At 56.6% G+C, this 16,694-nt stretch carries 14 protein-coding genes; 8 read left to right on the top strand and 6 right to left on the bottom strand.

The features are described 5' to 3' along the window. Positions 1-24: 24 nt before the first annotated feature. Positions 25-960, top strand: coding sequence for a glutathione S-transferase family protein (locus AACY26_RS03085; protein ID WP_339510861.1), 936 nt, complete (start codon positions 25-27; stop codon positions 958-960). A 149-nt stretch (positions 961-1,109) separates the two neighbouring features. Here the strand turns inward: AACY26_RS03085 and yejK are convergent, their stop codons facing one another. Next, the gene (gene yejK / locus AACY26_RS03080) at positions 1,110-2,111 is read right to left on the bottom strand and encodes a nucleoid-associated protein YejK (protein ID WP_339510859.1); all 1,002 of its coding nucleotides are present in this window, start codon (positions 2,109-2,111) and stop codon (positions 1,110-1,112) included. Between the two features lie 83 nt (positions 2,112-2,194). Continuing rightward, on the bottom strand, positions 2,195-3,538 hold the full coding sequence (locus tag AACY26_RS03075; protein ID WP_339510857.1) for a TAXI family TRAP transporter solute-binding subunit: 1,344 nt from the start codon (positions 3,536-3,538) through the stop codon (positions 2,195-2,197). 239 nt (positions 3,539-3,777) lie between these two features. On the opposite strand from AACY26_RS03075, the gene AACY26_RS03070 reads away from it, so the two are divergent. Next, a complete protein-coding gene (locus AACY26_RS03070) occupies positions 3,778-4,065 on the top strand; it encodes an encapsulin-associated ferritin-like protein (protein WP_010486623.1) in 288 nt (95 codons plus the stop codon). Between the two features lie 64 nt (positions 4,066-4,129). Here AACY26_RS03070 and yjeH read toward each other — a convergent pair whose 3' ends face one another. Beyond that, positions 4,130-5,404, bottom strand: coding sequence for an L-methionine/branched-chain amino acid transporter (gene yjeH, locus AACY26_RS03065; RefSeq protein ID WP_339510846.1), 1,275 nt, complete (start codon positions 5,402-5,404; stop codon positions 4,130-4,132). A gap of 183 nt (positions 5,405-5,587) precedes the next feature. Here yjeH and AACY26_RS03060 point away from each other — a divergent pair, with 183 nt between their 5' ends. The 3 genes from AACY26_RS03060 to AACY26_RS03050 all read left to right on the top strand — a co-directional run bounded on the left by AACY26_RS03060 (position 5,588) and on the right by AACY26_RS03050 (position 10,835). Beyond that, positions 5,588-6,010, top strand: a complete 423-nt coding sequence (locus tag AACY26_RS03060; RefSeq protein WP_339510844.1) for an Lrp/AsnC family transcriptional regulator — start codon at positions 5,588-5,590, stop codon at positions 6,008-6,010. A gap of 2 nt (positions 6,011-6,012) precedes the next feature. Beyond that, positions 6,013-7,227, top strand: coding sequence for an exonuclease subunit SbcD (sbcD, locus tag AACY26_RS03055; RefSeq protein ID WP_339510842.1), 1,215 nt, complete (start codon positions 6,013-6,015; stop codon positions 7,225-7,227). A 173-nt stretch (positions 7,228-7,400) separates the two neighbouring features. Continuing rightward, entirely contained in the window at positions 7,401-10,835 is a 3,435-nt protein-coding gene (locus AACY26_RS03050; protein WP_339510840.1) for an SbcC/MukB-like Walker B domain-containing protein, read from the top strand. A gap of 43 nt (positions 10,836-10,878) precedes the next feature. On the opposite strand, the gene AACY26_RS03045 is transcribed toward AACY26_RS03050, so the two are convergent. After that, entirely contained in the window at positions 10,879-11,055 is a 177-nt protein-coding gene (locus tag AACY26_RS03045) for a hypothetical protein (protein WP_157998235.1), read from the bottom strand. Between the two features lie 21 nt (positions 11,056-11,076). After that, positions 11,077-11,436, bottom strand: coding sequence for a hypothetical protein (locus AACY26_RS03040; RefSeq protein WP_339510837.1), 360 nt, complete (start codon positions 11,434-11,436; stop codon positions 11,077-11,079). 364 nt (positions 11,437-11,800) lie between these two features. Between AACY26_RS03040 and AACY26_RS03035 the strand changes: the two genes are divergently transcribed. Genes AACY26_RS03035 through AACY26_RS03025 form a run of 3 tightly spaced genes read left to right on the top strand, consistent with a single transcriptional unit; the run spans position 11,801 to position 15,739 of the window. Beyond that, the gene (locus AACY26_RS03035; protein WP_339510835.1) at positions 11,801-13,204 is read left to right on the top strand and encodes a sodium/glutamate symporter; all 1,404 of its coding nucleotides are present in this window, start codon (positions 11,801-11,803) and stop codon (positions 13,202-13,204) included. Continuing rightward, positions 13,201-14,829, top strand: a complete 1,629-nt coding sequence (locus AACY26_RS03030; protein ID WP_339510833.1) for an amidohydrolase — start codon at positions 13,201-13,203, stop codon at positions 14,827-14,829. The genes AACY26_RS03035 and AACY26_RS03030 overlap by 4 nt, the downstream gene beginning before the upstream one ends. Next, complete coding sequence (locus tag AACY26_RS03025; RefSeq protein ID WP_339510831.1) at positions 14,816-15,739, top strand: CobW family GTP-binding protein; 924 nt, start codon at positions 14,816-14,818, stop codon at positions 15,737-15,739. The genes AACY26_RS03030 and AACY26_RS03025 overlap by 14 nt, the downstream gene beginning before the upstream one ends. Before the next feature lie 15 nt (positions 15,740-15,754). Here the strand turns inward: AACY26_RS03025 and AACY26_RS03020 are convergent, their stop codons facing one another. Beyond that, a complete protein-coding gene (locus AACY26_RS03020) occupies positions 15,755-16,651 on the bottom strand; it encodes a LysR family transcriptional regulator (protein ID WP_339510829.1) in 897 nt (298 codons plus the stop codon). Positions 16,652-16,694: the final 43 nt, after the last annotated feature.

The following is a 16,694-nucleotide window of genomic DNA, read 5'->3' as shown; positions in this document are numbered from 1 at the left end:
AGAGATTCCTTAGCGGAGACCGCCATGTACGAGTTGATTCTGCACCATTACCCTACATCGCCATTCGCCGAGAAAGCGCGCTTGATGCTGGGCTTCAAGCAGCTCTCCTGGCGCTCGGTGATGATCCCGCCGATTATGCCAAAACCTGATTTGACCGCACTGACTGGCGGTTATCGCAAGACGCCGGTGCTGCAGGTTGGTGCTGATATTTATTGCGACACGGCGCTTATCGCGCGTCGTCTTGAGGCTGAAAAGGCCACGCCTGCGTTATTCCCGCAAGGGTCCGAGTTCACCGTCACCAGTTTTGCCCAGTGGGCTGATTCCGTGGTGTTCCTGCATGCTGTGAGCTTGGTGTTCCAGCCCGAGTCAATCGCCGCGCGCTTCGGCAAGCTGCCGCCAGAGTTTCTCAAGGCGTTTGTGGCCGACCGCTCGACCCTGTTTGATGGTGGCCTGGCTACGCGCTTGCCAGCCTCGCAGGCTGCTCACCAGTGGCCTGCACTGATGCAGCGCTTGCAGCAGCAGTTGGCGAATGGTAAGGGCGATTTCCTGTTTGGTGAAGCCTCTATTGCTGACTTCTCGATGGCTCATCCACTGTGGTTCTTGCGTGGTACGCCCGTGACGTCGCCCCTGGTGGATGATTACCCGGACGTAGCCGCATGGCTGGGCCGTGTACTTGGCATGGGCCATGGCTCGTTGAGCGAAATGAAGGGTGAAGATGCGATTAGCGTCGCTCGCGATGCGACTCCGGCTGCGCTGCCGGATGAAGACTTTGTTGATCCAAACGGCTTCAAGCCGGGCCAGCACGTCAGTATCTGCGCCGTTGATTACGGGGTTGATCCTGTGGAAGGTGAGCTACTGTTCTGCGGCCGTGAAGAACTGATCCTGCGCCGCGAAGACCCGCGTGCGGGCACTGTTCACGTTCACTTTCCGCGCCTGGGTTTCAAGATCAACGCTGCATAACCCTTGGTGGACAAACCTGGCGTTGTCACACCCTACCGCGCGTAGGGTGGATAACGCTTTTTATCCACCATTTTTGCGCTCGCAAACAGGGCGAGCCGTTTGGGGATTTTTGTATTTATCGTGGTGGACAAGCTTCGCGTTGTCACACCCTACCGGCGCTTGAGCTGATCGGTTAACTGGGTTGGCAGGTTGCGGATGATCAGGGTGTCCTGCTCCTCGTTATATTCAACTTTCGAGCCCAGCAGGTGCGCTTCAAAGCTGATCGACAAACCTTCAGCGCGCCCGGTAAAGCGACGGAATTGGCTGAGGGTGCGTTTGTCTGCCGGAATCTCTGGCGACAGGCCGTAGTCTTTATTGCGGATATGGTCGTAGAAGGCCTTGGGCCGTTCTTCATCAATCAGGCCCGACAGCGCTTCAAGGGTCATGGGTTCGCCGATCTTGGCCTGGCTGGTGGCGTAATCGACCAAGGTGTCGGTCTTTGAGCGCGCCTGATCTTCTGGCAGGTCTTCGCTTTCCACAAAGTCGCTGAAAGCCTTGAGTAGCGTACGTGTTTCGCTGGGTGAATCGACCCCTTCCTGGCAACCAATAAAGTCGCGGAAGTACTCAGAAACCTTCTTGCCGTTCTTGCCTTTGATAAACGAAATGTATTGCTTGGAGTTGGCGTTGTTGCGCCATTCGGAGATGTTGATCCGTGCGGCCAAATGCAATTGACCCAAGTCCAGGTGCTTGGCTGGTGTTACGTCCAGCTCATCATTCACCGCGACGCCTTCACTGTGGTGGAGCAGGGCGATGGCTAGGTAATCGGTCATGCCTTGTTGGTAATGAGCGAACAACACGTGACCGCCAACCGACAGGTTCGACTCTTCCATCAGCTTTTGCAGGTGCTCGACCGCCTTGCGGGTAAAGCCGGTGAAATCCTGGCTGTCGTCGAGGTATTCCTTGAGCCAGCCGCTAAAGGGAAATGCGCCGGACTCTGCATGAAAGAAGCCCCAGGCTTTGCCCTGCTTGGCGTTATAGCTGTCGTTGAGGTCGGCCAGCATATTCTCAATGGCTTGCGAGGCGCCCAGCTCGGTTTCACGGGCATGGAGAATGGCGGGCGTGCCGTCGGGTTTTTTGTCGATCAGGTGAACGATACTGTGGCGGATCGGCATGGGGATTCTCTTGAAAATCAAAACAGGTAGCGCAGGACTGGCGGTTGCTGCCAATCCCACGCGAATGGCGTTAGTTTACCTGATTAACTGGCTGACTCCTCGCTCTGCTGACGACGCTTTTGCAGGGTTTGCAGGCGTTCGATTACATAGCGCAGGTGTACGTGCAGGTCATAGAGTTCGTTGGAGTAAGACAGAGGCACATCAACGCTGGCCAGTTCATCCTGCAGTTGATCGAGGCGCTCAATCTCTGCGTCCAGATGTTCTGGCAAACTGCCTTTATCCAGCTGTCGATCAATCTCGCGCAGGTATTTGTACCAGCGGTAAATCCGCGCCCTGATCCGCCAGCGGTACAGCGGACCCACAGCTTTGAACAATGGGAAGAGCACGACCAGCAACGGAATCAGCAGGATAATATAGCGATCAGCCAGCGAGGCCACCCGGAAAGGTAGGTAGCGTTGCAGCAGGGGTAAGCCGTTTTTGTAGTAATGGTCGGCATCGCTGGAGAGTTTGAATGTCTGCGGTTCGGCACTCGGGAATTGACCGGCCTTGTCGAGCAGGGTTCCGGTTTTCATCACCTCTCGGCTGGCTTCGAGAAACAAGGCAACCAAGCCAGGGTTGAAGTCGTCATTGACCACCAAGGTCGCAACCGGTGACAGGGTCACCACTTCACGCGACGGCGCGTTATTGGCCAGGTTGAGCAGGCCTTCACCCACGGTCAGGCGGTTAAAGAAGGGTAGGCGCGCTTCATAAGCATCCGCGCGGCGAAAGTTGGCAAGGGCGATATCAGGCTCTGCGGCGAGCTTTTGCACATTATCGTTTTCTGCAGGGCCAACCAGGAACACAGCATCAAGTTCATCGTTAAGCAGTGCTTCAGCCGCTTTGCTGCCACTGATCTTTTGCCAGGTTTGGGGGTATTGCTCTGGCAAGATGGCGTTGGCGCTAAGGATGGCCTCGGTGGCCGCTTGCGTGCCGCTGCCCTGGCTGCCAAGAGCAAGGCGCAGAGGCAACAGGTCAGCGATACGATCAAGATTGATATCACTGCGATAAAACAACCACAGCGGCTCGTGATAGACCGCGCCGAGCGTTTGCAATTGCTCGCGTTGTTCAGGTGCAAGCTGGCGCTCAAGACCACTTTGCACCAGTGCGATCTGCACGCCTGAGTCTTCATCCAGTAGTTTTTCGATGTTGTCGCGCGAGCCATTGCTGGGCATCAGCTTCAATTCAAAGCCATCTTTTGCCAGCTCATCTTTTAGACGCTCGGCAAATATCCGGTAAGCACCGCCTTCGGCGCCGGTGGCCATGGTCGCGCTTAACGGCGGCGGCGGGGAAACAAAGTAGAACACCGCCCCGACCAATAATCCCAATACCGGCACCACCCAGAAATTGGCCAAGATCATTATTTTCAGGTCATTCAAAAAGCGGGGCATGGTGCTTCCTTGTAAAAGATTCTTTATCAGGATAGAGCCTTGCGGCCCTCAGGGCTAAATATGCGTTGTTGAATTTAGCAAATGCGCAGCTCTCAATGGCTGCGGTTGCTGTAGTTGATACCGAGCATAAAGCTGGAAACTGCTATAAGGTAAAAGCGCGTGACGCTGCGCTTATTGCATGCACAGCCACAACGCGCCCTATGAACACCGTGGATTCGGTGCCTGATCTGGAGATGAATATGTCGAATGAAGGTTATCACGAGCCCATCGGCGAGCTGTCCGATGAAACCCGCGATATGCACCGTGCGATTACGTCACTGATGGAGGAACTTGAAGCGGTTGACTGGTACAACCAGCGAGTCGATGCCTGCAAGGATGATGAACTCAGGGCTATCCTGATTCACAACCGTGACGAAGAGAAGGAACATGCGGCCATGGTGCTTGAGTGGATCCGCCGCCGCGATCCCGTGCTCAATGATGAACTCAAGGATTACCTGTTCACCACTAAGACAATCGCCCACAAGTAAGCCGTTCAGAGCCCTCGCGCCAAGGCCGTTATGACGACGGCCCTGGCGGTTGGGCCTGCATCGGTTATGGCTGAAGCATGCGCTGTTTTGCGGCCAGGCCAAGCCGCCAGCTGTTTAGCTTGTCGATCACCAGCAGCACGGCCAGCAGGCCGACCGCGTAGCCTGCATCGGTGCCGAGAAACGCCAGCACTATTGCGCAAAGCACGGCGCTAAAGCCCGCAAGCCATCGCCAGATGCCGTTCAGCAACAACCAACCTGCGGCCATGCTCAACAGGTAGATAAGGATAAAGTTGCCGTTGGCGTAGCGGATGAGTTGGTCTATGGAAATTGACAAGCTCCATGCCAGCGTTGCGCAAATGGCGCAGATCAGAACCACCAAAAGCAAGGCGCGGCTGGGGACGCCGTGGCTATTGCGCTGAGCCAGACTCGCTGGCAGTTTTTGCTCGTCAGCCAGGCTCCAGATCAGCCGTGAAAAGCCTTGGATATAGACATTCATGGAGGCAAAGCAGGCCAGGTAACCGATGATGGCGCTAATCCAGCGGGCCTTGTCACCGGCCAACAGATCCAGCATGCGAGGCAGCGAGCTGGCATCGGTATTGACGTTGCCATACACATTGAAACTCAGCACCGCGACCGAGCAGGCCCAATAAACCAATCCCGCGAGCAAGACCCCGAGCAGCAGGGCGATGGGGAAATCGCGCTGCGGATTCTTGAACTCTTCACCCATATGAGTGAAAGCCTCGATGCCGACAAAGCACCAGAACATCACGCCAAGCGCGACGGGTATCAAGCTCCAGTCGCTGTTTTGCGGCAACAGTGGCTGGCTGTTGCGTGGCAAGTCACCGGCCCACCAGATGTAGCCAATGGTCAGGATAATGGCCATGGCGATCAGGCTTTGGATCATGCCCGAGGCTTTGGCCGGGCGCTGGCCGAGCAGCAGGATCAGGCCAAGCGTGCCGAGCTGGACCATCAACAACTGGCTGCTATCAAGGTCGAACAGCGCTTGCCAGAAGCCGCTGGCAATATTCAGTGCGGCCGGCAAACCTACAGGCAAAACCGCGAGGAACAGCAAGGCACTGACGCGTTCCATGCGCGCGCCAAATGCCCGGCCAATCAGGTGCGGCGCACCGCCAGCATGGGGGTAATGGCGTCCGAGCTGGGCGAAGGTGAAGGCCACCGGCAACACCAGCACAATCAGTATCAGCCACGCCCAAAGTGATGCCTGCCCGGCGCTGGTGGCGGCCAGTGCTGGAATAATGAATATTCCGGTTCCAAGCAGCGAGGTACTGAGTAAACCTATACCTTGCAGCAGGCTTAATTCTTGGTTTAGACGGCTCATGGGGTATGCTCTGGTGGCGAATCATTGGGCGCTGGCGCAGCACGCTAACAGGTGCTGTCTAGAGCTGCTTGGAGGCGCCTTAATAATAAATCGGCGGGCAGTGTTAGGCTCCGCTCGAAATGGCGGTAGTTGCCGTCAAAATGGCGGAAATAGTCGTCAACTTGTATGCCTGGGATGTTTGAAGTGGACAAATTTGATCAACAGATCATTTCGTTGTTGCGCGCAGAGGCGCGTTTATCCGTCAGCCAGATAGCGCGTGAGATAAACCTTTCGCGCTCAGCGGTGAGCGAACGTATCCGCCAACTTGAAAACAACGGCACGATTCTCGGTTATCACGCGCACTTGGCCGAACCAGAGGCTGTGGCGGTCAAAGCCTATCTTGAGCTGTTCTATAGCGGCGGGCGTTGCGAGAACTACGCTGAGCGCATGCGCGCCTTCAGTGAAGTGCGCCGATGCAGTGGTATCAGCGGGGAAACCGACATGCTGGTCTATATTGAAGCGCCGAGCATGCAGCGATTCAGCGAAATACGCGGCGAAATCGAAAACTACCCAGGTATGCAAAAAGTTAAAACCCACGTAATAGTCAAAGACTGGGTGATGAGCTAAACATGCGTATTTTGCACACATCCGACTGGCACCTTGGCCAGCACTTCATGGGCAAGACCCGCCAGTTTGAGCATCAGCAGTTTTGTTCCTGGTTGATTGAGCAGGTGCAGGAGCATCAGGTCGATGCGCTAATCATCGCCGGTGACATCTTCGATACCGGTGCGCCGCCGAGTTACGCCCGCGAGCAATACAACCGCTTCATCGTCGAGCTGCGCAGCGCCCGCTGCCAATTGGTGGTGCTGGGTGGTAACCATGACTCTGTAGCGATGCTGGGTGAAAGCAAAACCCTGCTTGAGCAACTCGATACGCGGGTCATTCCCGGTGTGTGCACAAATATCGCCGATCAACTGCTGGTGCTCAACCAGCGCGACGGCACGCCCGGCGCACTGTTATGCGGCATTCCGTTTATCCGCCCGCGTGATGTGCTGCAAAGTCAGGCGGGGCAAAGCGCTGCTGAAAAGCAGTTGTCGCTGCAACAGGCAATTGCCGCGCATTACCAAGCGTTGTTTGATCTGGCTCAAGCCAGGCAGGCTGAGCTTGGCGGTCACTTACCGATTATTGCCACGGGCCACTTGACTACGGTCGGCGCCAGCGCCAGCGAGTCGGTGCGTGAGATCTACGTGGGCGCGCTTGAGGCATTTCCAACCAATGCGTTTCCAGCGGCAGACTACATCGCCCTTGGGCACATCCACCGCCCACAGAAGGTCGCCGGGCTTGAGCATATTCGCTATTGCGGCTCACCGATTGCCTTGAGCTTCGATGAAGCCAGGCAACAAAAGGAAGTCCTGCTGGTCGAGCTTGCTGGCAACGGCCTACAGCAGGTCACGGCGCTGGCGGTGCCTCGCGTGCAGCCATTGTTGTCGCTGCGAGGATCGCTCAAGGAGCTGCAAGCAGCCATTATCGATGCGGCAAAGCAAGGCTCCAGCGAGCGCCCTGTGTGGCTGGAGATCCAGGTCAGCACCGATGATTACCTGAGCGACCTGCAAACGCGAATTGCCGCACTCTGTGATGGCTTGCCGGTTGAGGTGTTGCGCATCCGTCGTGAGCGCGGAGCGGCCACTGCCAGCTTATTCAGTGAGTCCAAGGAAACCCTCGATGAACTCAGCCCGGAACAAGTCTTTGCCCAACGCCTGAGTAGCGAAACACTGGATAAGACCGAGCAAGTGAGATTGTCTGCGCTATATCGACAGACGCTTGAAGAGTTGCAAGGGGATTAGAAAGGTATCGCTTGTCGCTCGTAGGGTGCGACAACGCGAAGCGTGTCCACCATGGCTTACACAACCATGTGCCAAGGCGCAGCCTTATCGATGAGCAAATAGCCGGGGCCAATCCCTGCAAACATCCGGCGGAAATGCCAGAATAGCCGTTCATCACCGCCAGTGACCCTCGCATGAAAATCCTCAGCCTGCGCCTCAAGAATCTTAATTCACTCAAGGGCGAGTGGAAGGTTGATTTCACTGCTGAGCCTTTCAAGGACAATGGTCTTTTTGCGATTACCGGGCCGACTGGCGCGGGTAAAACCACCTTGCTTGATGCTATCTGCTTGGCGTTGTATCACCGCACGCCGCGGATGAATACGGTGTCTGCCAGCAGTAATGAGTTGATGACCCGGCATGCCACCGAGTGCTTGGCTGAAGTTGAGTTTGAGGTGAAGGGCGTTGGTTACCGGGCATTCTGGAGCCAGCGCCGGGCCCGCGATAAAGCCGATGGTGCCTTGCAGGCGCCGAAGGTCGAGCTGGCGCAAATGGCCAGCGGGCAAATCGTCACCGACAAGATCAACGAAAAACTGCGCGAGACCGAGCGCCTGACCGGTCTCGACTTTGAGCGGTTTACCAAATCCATGTTGCTGGCCCAAGGCGGCTTTGCAGCTTTTCTTGAAGCCAACGCCAACCAGCGCGCGGAGTTGCTTGAAGAACTTACGGGCACCGATATCTACGGGCAGATTTCACAGCGCGTGTTCGAGCAAACCCGTGAAGTTAAGGTGGCGTTGGATCAGCTGCGGGCCAGGGCTGAAGGGGTTGAGTTACTCAGCTCGGAACAGCGCGCAGCGTTAGCCGAAGAGGTTGCACGCTTGACCCTGGATGAGCAACGCTTTATGGCTGAGCAACAGGGGTTACAGGCGCAGCAGCAATGGCGTGAAGCCAAGCACAATGCGCAGGCGCAATTGCAGCGTGCCAATCAGCAAGCTGGCGTTGCGCAACAGGCACTGGTCGATGCCCAGCCACAGCTGCAGCGACTCATCGCCAGCGAGCCTGCGAGCCAGTTACAGCCGCTTTACCAGGCGCAGCAACAGATCAGCCAGCGACTGCAGGCCAGCCAGCAACTGGCACGGCAATTAGACCAAGAGCACACTGCTGTGCGGCACTCGATCTGTCAGCAGGCTTGGCAAGGGCAAGGATTGAGTCAGCAACTGTTGGGTATTCAACAACAGTCACTAAGCAGCTTGCAGCAGCGTGCTGATCAAGTTGCCCAGCGTTTGGCCTCGCAGCCCCAGCGTGCGCAGTTAGGTGAATACCTCAATGCCTGGCAGCAGCAGTTTGCCGCACTGCATCAAGGCCAGCAAGAACAGGGCGCAGAGCAATCCAAGCAACTGCAGATTAGCCAGCAGTTGAGCCAGCTAAGCGGCGAGCTGGCGCAGCATCAGGCAGCGCTAGGCACTGCTCAAACATCGCTGGCTGAGGCTGAGCAAGGTGCCAGGCTGGCGCAACAACAACTTGATACCCTTTTGGCCGGGCAGACAGACGGTGCCTTGCGCGAGCAATCGCAACAACTGGCCGACCAAGCTCGACAACTTGAGCAGCTTGAAGCATTGGCCACGCTGCGCCAGCAACATGTTGAGCAGCGCCGCCAGACACAAGACCAGATCGTTGCTCAGCAAGCAGAGCTGGCGGAACTGAGCCGGCAGCGTGATGCGCTGCGCAGCCAATTTGTCGATCTCAAACAACAGATCAGTGATAAGCAAAAGCTGCTTGAGCAAGAGCAGCGTATCCAGCAGCTGGAACACTATCGAGCGGCCTTGCAGCCCGACGAGGCTTGCCCGTTATGCGGCTCGCTCAGCCATCCGGCGATCGCTGAGTATCAGACGCTGAATCTGTCAGAAACCGAGCAAGCGCTGCAGACCAAGCAACTTGAGCAAGATGCCGTGCGCAGCCAAGGTGAGGCCTTGAGTGCCAGGCTGGAAGTGACCAAGGCGCAAATCGAGCAAAATCAAACGCAAATCAGCGCGGCTGAAATAGCCATTGCCGATGCCGATTTGCGTTGGCAGCAAGGCTGCGAACTGCTCGGCCAGACATTTGGTGGCGCCAGTGAAGTGATTGCCGCGCAGCAGCTAAATAATCAGCAAGTGATGCAGCAACAGCAGCGCTTGGTCCAGCTCGACCAACTCAAGCAAGCTGCGCAGCAAAGTGCTCAGCGACATATGCAGGCGGAGCGTGAGGTCAATCAATGCAGCGCACAGGTTCAGGCGTTGCTGACCCAGCAAAGCCATCTGCAGCAACGTCAGCAAGACAGCGTTAGCGCACTGCAAAAGCTCGAATCCGACCAGACAAAGCGTCTGTCCGGTCTGCGCAGTAGCCTGCAAGCATTAGGTTTCAGCTTGCCTGATGATCCACAGCGCTGGCTGCAAGAACAACAACAGGCCTGGCAGGATTGGCGTGCTGATCAAGAGCTGAGCCAGCAGCTTATTGGCCAGATCAATGAGCAGCAGCATCTGGTGCAGCAGGCGTTGGAGCAGGCGCAGACCTGGCAACAACGCTGGGCCGAGCAAGGCGAGGATGATCGTGCAGAATTGTCTCCTGTTGCTCAACCGCAAGAACAGTTGCACAGCTTGCACAATGCTTGGCAACCCGCCCAGCAACAGCGTGATCAGCTACGGGGCCAGCTGCAAACCGTGCTCAAGCGAATCGAGGACGAGCAGCACGAGCAACGGCAGCAGGCGAAGGCCTGGCAGGCGGCGCTGGCGGCCAGCCCCTTTGCTGACGAAACTGAATTTCTAGCTGCTGTGCTTGATGATGAACAGCGTCAAGGGTTGCGCGAGTTATTACAGCGCCTGACCCACGACATTACTGCAGCGCAAGCGCTTGAGCAGGATTGTGAGCAGCGTCTAAGCGCACTGCAGAGCGCTGAGCAAGCAGCCGTGTATAACGAACTGGGTGATGAGCAGTTGTTGCTTGATCTGCAAGCAGTCAACGGCGAGCTCAAGACCTTGACCGAGCGTCGGGGCGAGATTCGTGCCCAGCTCCAAGGCGACGATGCTCGCTGTGAAAGCCAGCAAGAGCTGTTTGCACAGATCAGTGCGCAGCAAGCCGATTTTGACTTGTGGCAGCAACTCAACAGCCTGATTGGCTCGGCAGACGGCGCCAAGTTCCGCAAGTTTGCCCAGGGCCTGACGCTTGATCACCTGGTCTATTTGGCCAACCAGCAGCTTGAACGCTTGCACGGGCGTTACCAGCTGGGGCGTAAAAGCCAGGGCGAGTTGGAGCTTGAGGTGATTGATACCTGGCAGGCCGATGTCGCGCGTGACACCAAGACCTTATCCGGCGGCGAGAGCTTTCTGGTCAGCCTGGCGCTGGCCTTGGCGCTGTCGGATCTGGTCAGTCACAAGACCAGCATTGACTCGTTGTTTCTCGATGAAGGCTTTGGCACCCTTGACGGCGAAACCCTGGAAGTCGCGCTTGATGCGTTGGACAGCCTCAATGCCAGCGGCAAGATGATTGGTGTTATCAGCCACGTCGAGGCGCTCAAGGAGCGCATTCCGGTGCAGTTGAAAGTGCATAAGGGCGTCGGCATGGGCTACAGCACCTTGGACAAGTGCTTTGCTGTCTAGCTAAATACCGCTGTAGCGCCAAGTGCTACAGCGGTTCGACCTGTCAGTCCGAGATGTCGATCATCATGCCGATCCCTGCACCGATCATGCGTCCAGCATCTTCATCGCCCGCCATGCGGCCGACACCGCCGCCTATCATGCCGCCAGCCACGGTGGCGCATGCCGATAGAATGAAGGTCGCGCATATCAGCGCTGCGGTTACCGAATAAATTCGCTTCATCTGCTTCGCTCCTTGATTGGCTCAGTGTTTAGCCTTGACCACTGCCTGCCAAAGCACACCCATTACCGGCACGCTCTGCTGAGTTGGATTGGCTTGGTACCAGTTGGTGATGCGCGCCTCGATATCTGGCAGCTTCAGGCCAGTGACGCCGTTGGCGATCTGGGCCCCCATGGGCGGCGCCTCAAGGCCATGTTTTTTGGCGTAAGCCGCTTCAGCGATGAGCATGTTGGTTACACCGATCATAAAGGCGTGGCGTTCACTGCTTGAAGAACTTAGCCAGTCATTACCGGTGACGACCACGGCGGATGCTTTTTGCTCAGCAAATCCTGTGCTGCAAACCAATGCCAAGCTGAATGCGAGGATGTATTTGCTCCACTTCATGTCTCTCTCCTGTAAAGCATTGAACCAAGGGCATGCCAACGGCAGGTGGCGAGTCGTTCACCTGTGAAGTAAAGCAGATGGCTCGTTATAAGCGACTGCTGGCTGCACACGCCTTTGGATACGGATTCTGCAGCGCAGGGTGCATCGCTTTTTGATGCTTGAAAGGTATCAATGAATACCTAATTGATATTATACAAATCATCACCTGCGTTCTAAGTTTGGGTAGCTGTCGTGGCGCAACGCTCGGTAAGAAGCCGTGGCCAACCGCTGCACCAGAACAACAAGTGGGGCAAACCTCACAAAAACATCGCAACAACGTCTATCTGCCATTCCAAAAATAAGCATATGTAGTAGAGGACTGATAATGGAAAGTACATTCCACGGCGTAATGGCTTTCGCCTTGCTCGCCAGCATGTTGTTGCTGGGCAGTGTCTTGCGTAATCGGATCGGCTTGTTTCGCAGCTCATTGGCGCCAGCAAGCATCATTGGTGGCATGCTTGGCTTCATCTTGCTGTCTTTGGGATTGATTCCCGGATTTGAGGCCGGTGATTTCCAAGCGCTGACCTTTCACTTTTTCACCCTCAGCTTTATGTCCCTGTGCCTGACCGGCAAGAGCAAGAATGCCTCGCTCTCCGGGGGCAGCGTGGTCCGCGGCGGGCTTTGGCTGACCTTTATCTGGACCATCAGCCTCGGCCTGCAAGGGGTGATCGGTTATTTGGTGATAGTCGCCTACGACGCCGCAACCGGTTCTGATATCAGTGCATGGTTGGGGGCGATTGTGACCCACGGCTTTACCCAAGGCCCGGGCCAGGCCCTGACTTATGGCGGTATCTGGGAAAGCCAGTATGGCGTTGAGAATGCCGCCCAAGTCGGCATGATCTACGCATCGCTGGGTTTTTTGGTGGCCTTTGTCATTGGGGTGCCAGTGGCGAAGAGGTTTATTCGCGGTGGCCTTAATGCCAATAAAGCCTCGAATATTGGCGAGGATTTCAAGTCGGGCTTCTATCGCACTGAAGGTGCGCCGAGTAGCGGAACCATGGTTTCGCACCCGGCCAATCTCGACTCCTTGGGCTATCACCTCGGCTTGCTTGGCATCGCCTACCTGATTACATATCTGTGGCTGAACTTTATCCAGGCGCAAGTGGCCGGGCTGACGCTGGGCGGTATCAATCTATCGGTGTTGTTCAGTTTCAATATGTTCTTTGTCCATGGCTTGGCGGTTTGCGTGCTGATGCGTTTTTGCATTGATCGCCTTGGCTTGTCTCATCGGGTAGATGACGAAAGCCTCAAGCGCATCACCGGCTCATCGGTAGATTTCATGGTGGTTGGCACCTTGATGAGCATCCAGTTCACGGTGCTGTACGACCTGCTGACGCCAATCATGCTGGTGACCCTGGCGGTGACTATCGCTACCTTGATTGGCTGCCTGCTGCTCGGTCGGTTGAGTGGAACCTTGGGCAGGGAGCGTGCGCTCACCGCGTTTGGCTGCTGTTGTGGTTCGACCGGTACTGGCTTGTTGCTCCTGAGGATGATGGATGCTGACTTCAGCACTTCGGTGCCCAAGGAACTGGCCTTTTTCAACCTGGCCATTATCGTCACCAACTTTCACATCCTGTTCTTCTTTGCACCGCTGGTGCCTTCGCTGGGCGGCTGGACCTACTTTCTGGTCTTTGGCGGCACCGCGCTTATCTTCCTCGCGGCGATTCCGTTGCTGATGATGCGCCCCTCAACCATCCCCAATCTACAGGCCAAGGAGTCCTGCTCATGAGCATTACCGTCTATGCCGCCAAGCGTATTTTGACGATGAATCCATCGCAGCCCGAGGCCACTCATATCGCGGTGCGCGATGGTCGCGTATTGAGTGTTGGCCCATTGGCAATCATGGCTGAGCTGGGCGAATACAGGCTTGATCAACGCTTTGCGGACAATATCATCTTGCCGGGCTTTGTTGAGGGGCACAGCCACGCCCTGGAAGGGGCGATGTGGCGTTACCTGTATCTCGGCTATTTTGACCGGGTTGATCCGGATGCGGTGAACTGGCCTGGCGCCAACAGCATTGCAGTCATGCAGCAACGCCTGCGTGAGGGCGCCGCGCAGCTTTCTGCTGGCGAGCCACTGGTTGCCTGGGGTTTTGATCCGGTTTATTTCGAGGGCGAGCGACTTGATCGATTGGCTCTGGATGCGGCGGTGAGCGATCGTCCGGTAATCGTCATGCATGCGAGCTTGCATGTGATGACGGTCAACACCCAGATGCTTGAGCTGTCCAACCTTGATCAACACCCGGGCATTGAAGGCATCATGCTTGACGCTGCTGGCCGGCCCAACGGCGAGTTGCAGGAAATGGCGGCCATGCATGCCGTTTTTGAAACCCTCGGGCTCAACCTGTTTGAGGCGGTATCTGCTCCCAGCACCTTGCAGCGCTATGGCAAAGTCGCGCGCAATGCCGGGGTCACCACCATCACCGATCTTTACAACCCGCTGACTGATGACGGTATTGCTGCCTTGCAGCAAGTGACCGCCGCAGAGGATTTTCCGGTTCGCCTGGTGCCGGCAATGAGCGCACTGGCCTGGACCCCGGAGCAAGGGGTTGAGCGATTACAGCGCTGCATGGAGTTGAACAGCGACAAGTTGCATTTTGGCCTGGTCAAGATGATGACCGATGGCTCGATCCAGGGCTATACGGCGCGAATGAAGTGGCCCTATTACCACGATGGTCATCCCAATGGCATTTGGAATGCGCCGCCCGAAGCACTGCGCAACATGGTTCAGGTTTACCACCAAGCTGGCCTGCAATTGCACATCCACACCAACGGCGATGAAGCGGTTGAGTTGATGCTGGATGCGGTTGAGGACGCGCTGGATATGTGGCCTCGCGCGGATCACCGGCATACATTGCAACACTGCCAGGTTATCGATCACGCTCAGTTGCGACGTACCGCCAAGCTCGGTCTGTGCCTGAATATGTTTGCAAATCACCTCTATTATTGGGGGGATATACACCGTCGTCGAACACTGGGTTTTGAGCGCAGTCGCAGGCTTGAACCGTTGGCGTCAGCGCGGCGCTTGGGGATTCCAACGGCGGTGCACAGCGATGCCCCGGTGACACCTTTGGGACCACTGTTTACCGCCTGGTGCGCAGTCATGCGTGAAAGCGCGTCCGGTGAGGTGCTCGGCGAGCACGAGCGCGTTACCGTTGGCGAGGCGCTTGAAATGATCACCCTCGGCGCGGCCTATACACTGAAGCTCGATCATCAGGTTGGCAGCCTTGAAGTGGGTAAGTTCGCCGACATGGTGGTACTTGATCAGGACCCGCTCAGCGTCGAGCCTGCGCAACTGCGTCATATCGCTGTGCTGGCGACGATTCTTGGAGGACAGGTCAATGCCGACACCTGAGCCGGTTCCCTTTACCCTGATCACCGGTTTTCTGGGCGCGGGCAAGACTACCTACCTGAATCAATTGATTCGCAATGGTTTGCCCCGCGACAGCCTGATCGTGGTGAATGACTTTGGTGATATCAATATTGACGCCGAGCTTATTGAATACCGTGACGAGCAGATCCTGAGCCTGGGCAACGGCTGCATCTGCTGCACGCTTGGCGGAACCCTGGCTGAGCAACTGGCCCAGGCCATGCGCATGGAACCGCGACCTGCAGCCATCTATATTGAGGCCAGCGGGGTGGCCGAACCGGCACGCATTGCTGATATCGCCCGTACCTCACGCCAGCTGCAACTGGCTTCGGTGATTTGCCTGGTGGATGGCAGCCAGATCAACAAGCATGCGGCCGATCGCTATACCGCAGATGTATGGCGTTCGCAAATTGCTGGGGCCAGCCAGGTATTGGTCAATCGCTTGCCGCCAGCGCCTGCCCAGGCGCTAGAGATACTCAAATCGATCAACCCCGCCGCCATGCTCAATGCTACTGGCAATTCTTGTGAGGCTGGCAGCCTGCGACAAGCGCCTGCACTTACGCCTGTACTTAGGCACACGGGATCAGCCTGGGGCTCGGTAAGCCTGAGCTATCGTTCGGCAATTGATGCTCAGCGACTGGAACAGTTATTGCGCGATTACGGCGATGTCGTGCTGCGCGCCAAAGGCATATTGGCGCGGAAAGACCTGCGGCAACCCCAAGTTTTTCAGTTGAGTGGTGGCGTGCCCCGCTGGCTCCCCGCGCGGCGTGACCCGGCTGCCAATCAATTGGTGTGCATCGGCATCAAGGGCCAACGCTTTGATGCCTTGGCCTGTGCGTTGGCGCAGCTTGAATCCGCGTCAGCCACTGATGCGCCTGTGGCCTGTGCAATCTAGCGCAACTGGTGCAACTCAATTGCTTGGGGAAGGGTATTGCCTGAGAAACTCGATAAACTTCTGTTGAACCGGCGTTATGCCGGTCTTTAACCAAGCGGCCAGTGTACATAGGCGGGTATCAACGTCCTTGAGCGGCACCACCACCACACCTTTGCGGCTGTAATTGGCTGAGCTCTCAAGGTGAATGGTTACGCCGATATTGGCTGCGACAAAACCAAAGATGCCCTCGCTGTTGAATGCCTCTTGAGCCACTTCAGGCAAAAAGTTTGCGCTCAGGCACAGTGCGTCAAGGTGACGGCGGAAGTAGGCCCAGTGGCTCATGCTGCCTAATACAAATGGTTCCTTGGCCAACTCGGCAAGTGTGAGTTCTGAGCGGCTGGCGAGTGGGTGAAGATGGGATAAGGCGGCGACAAAGCGGTCACGCTGGATCTCAATGCAGTCCATGTTCGGCTCCAGCAGTGGACCGGTCACAAAAGCAAATTCGATTGAACCTTCGTTAAGCATTTCCAGTTGCTGCTGAGTCGAGCCAAATATCAACTCAGCCCTGATCTCGGGGTAGCAACGATGAAAGCCTTCGAGTATGGAGGGCAGTTGGCCCGATACCGCAAAGTCGGTGTAACCGATGCGCAGCTGGCCAATTTGTCCTGCGCCGGCCTTGCGCGCTTGCTGTACGGCGTTTTCCAGCTGTTCGAATATCGTCCGGCTGCCCGCGAGAAACACCCGTCCGGCCTCGGTCAGCTCAACCCGTCGGTTGCTCCGTAACAACAGCACTTCACCTACGCTTTCCTCCAGTTGCTGGATAGTCCTGCTCAGTGCGGGCTGCGCCAAACTCAGGCGCTCGGCCGCCCGGCGAAAGTGAAGCTCTTCGGCAACTGCCTCGAAGGCGCGTAGATGGCGTAGATCAATCCGCATGGCAATACCCTTGACGCATCAATAGCTATTGCCTTGATCTTAT

Source organism: Pseudomonas sp. RL_15y_Pfl2_60 (assembly GCF_963970595.1).
GTDB lineage: Bacteria > Pseudomonadota > Gammaproteobacteria > Pseudomonadales > Pseudomonadaceae > Aquipseudomonas.
This window is presented reverse-complemented; position numbering and strand designations above follow the sequence as displayed.

Bases quoted from the DNA above. Each gene is read 5' to 3' on its own strand.
- sbcD (WP_339510842.1), top strand. From the start codon at position 6,013: ATGCGTATTTTGCACACATCCGACTGGCACCTTGGCCAGCACTTCATG.
- AACY26_RS03040 (WP_339510837.1), bottom strand. From the start codon at position 11,436: ATGAAGTGGAGCAAATACATCCTCGCATTCAGCTTGGCATTGGTTTGC.
- AACY26_RS03075 (WP_339510857.1), bottom strand. From the start codon at position 3,538: ATGCCCCGCTTTTTGAATGACCTGAAAATAATGATCTTGGCCAATTTC.
- AACY26_RS03030 (WP_339510833.1), top strand. From the start codon at position 13,201: ATGAGCATTACCGTCTATGCCGCCAAGCGTATTTTGACGATGAATCCA.
- yjeH (WP_339510846.1), bottom strand. From the start codon at position 5,404: ATGAGCCGTCTAAACCAAGAATTAAGCCTGCTGCAAGGTATAGGTTTA.
- AACY26_RS03070 (WP_010486623.1), top strand. From the start codon at position 3,778: ATGTCGAATGAAGGTTATCACGAGCCCATCGGCGAGCTGTCCGATGAA.
- AACY26_RS03085 (WP_339510861.1), top strand. From the start codon at position 25: ATGTACGAGTTGATTCTGCACCATTACCCTACATCGCCATTCGCCGAG.
- AACY26_RS03025 (WP_339510831.1), top strand. From the start codon at position 14,816: ATGCCGACACCTGAGCCGGTTCCCTTTACCCTGATCACCGGTTTTCTG.
- AACY26_RS03045 (WP_157998235.1), bottom strand. From the start codon at position 11,055: ATGAAGCGAATTTATTCGGTAACCGCAGCGCTGATATGCGCGACCTTC.
- yejK (WP_339510859.1), bottom strand. From the start codon at position 2,111: ATGCCGATCCGCCACAGTATCGTTCACCTGATCGACAAAAAACCCGAC.
- AACY26_RS03050 (WP_339510840.1), top strand. From the start codon at position 7,401: ATGAAAATCCTCAGCCTGCGCCTCAAGAATCTTAATTCACTCAAGGGC.
- AACY26_RS03020 (WP_339510829.1), bottom strand. From the start codon at position 16,651: ATGCGGATTGATCTACGCCATCTACGCGCCTTCGAGGCAGTTGCCGAA.
- AACY26_RS03035 (WP_339510835.1), top strand. From the start codon at position 11,801: ATGGAAAGTACATTCCACGGCGTAATGGCTTTCGCCTTGCTCGCCAGC.